Source organism: Bacillus hominis (assembly GCF_018332515.1).
Taxonomy (GTDB): domain Bacteria; phylum Bacillota; class Bacilli; order Bacillales; family Bacillaceae_G; genus Bacillus_A; species Bacillus_A hominis.
The window spans coordinates 1-424 of sequence record NZ_BOQD01000645.1; the positions used below are offsets into that span (position 1 = coordinate 1).

Sequence of the window (424 nt, forward strand, 5' to 3'; positions counted from 1 at the left end):
AGTTTGTCTACATTTTATATTCAGACAACTTAGCCACGTTTAACAGGGGGGAAACATAATGGTCAAACATAATCCATTTCAATCACGTGCAACTTTTGAACTAGATGGAAAGACGTATCATTATTATCAATTGAAAGCGCTTGAAAACGCAGGGGTTGGCAACGTATCTCAATTACCATATTCCGTTAAAGTTTTACTTGAATCTGTACTTCGTCAAGTAGACGGACGCGTAATTACAGAAGAACATGTTACAAATTTAGCGAAATGGGGAACGAAAGATGTTCAAGATATCGATGTTCCATTTAAACCATCTCGTGTAATCTTACAAGACTTCACAGGTGTTCCAGCTGTTGTAGATTTGGCTTCGCTTCGTAAAGCAATGGCAGATATGGGCGGGGATCCTGATAAAATTAATCCAGAAATT

General features: G+C 38.0%; 1 protein-coding gene. It reads left to right on the plus strand.

Going from position 1 to position 424, the window contains the following annotated elements:
* Nucleotides 1-58: 58 nt before the first annotated feature.
* On the plus strand, nt 59-424 hold a 366-nt coding region (locus KI356_RS27770; protein ID WP_238486263.1), incomplete at its 3' end, for an aconitase family protein.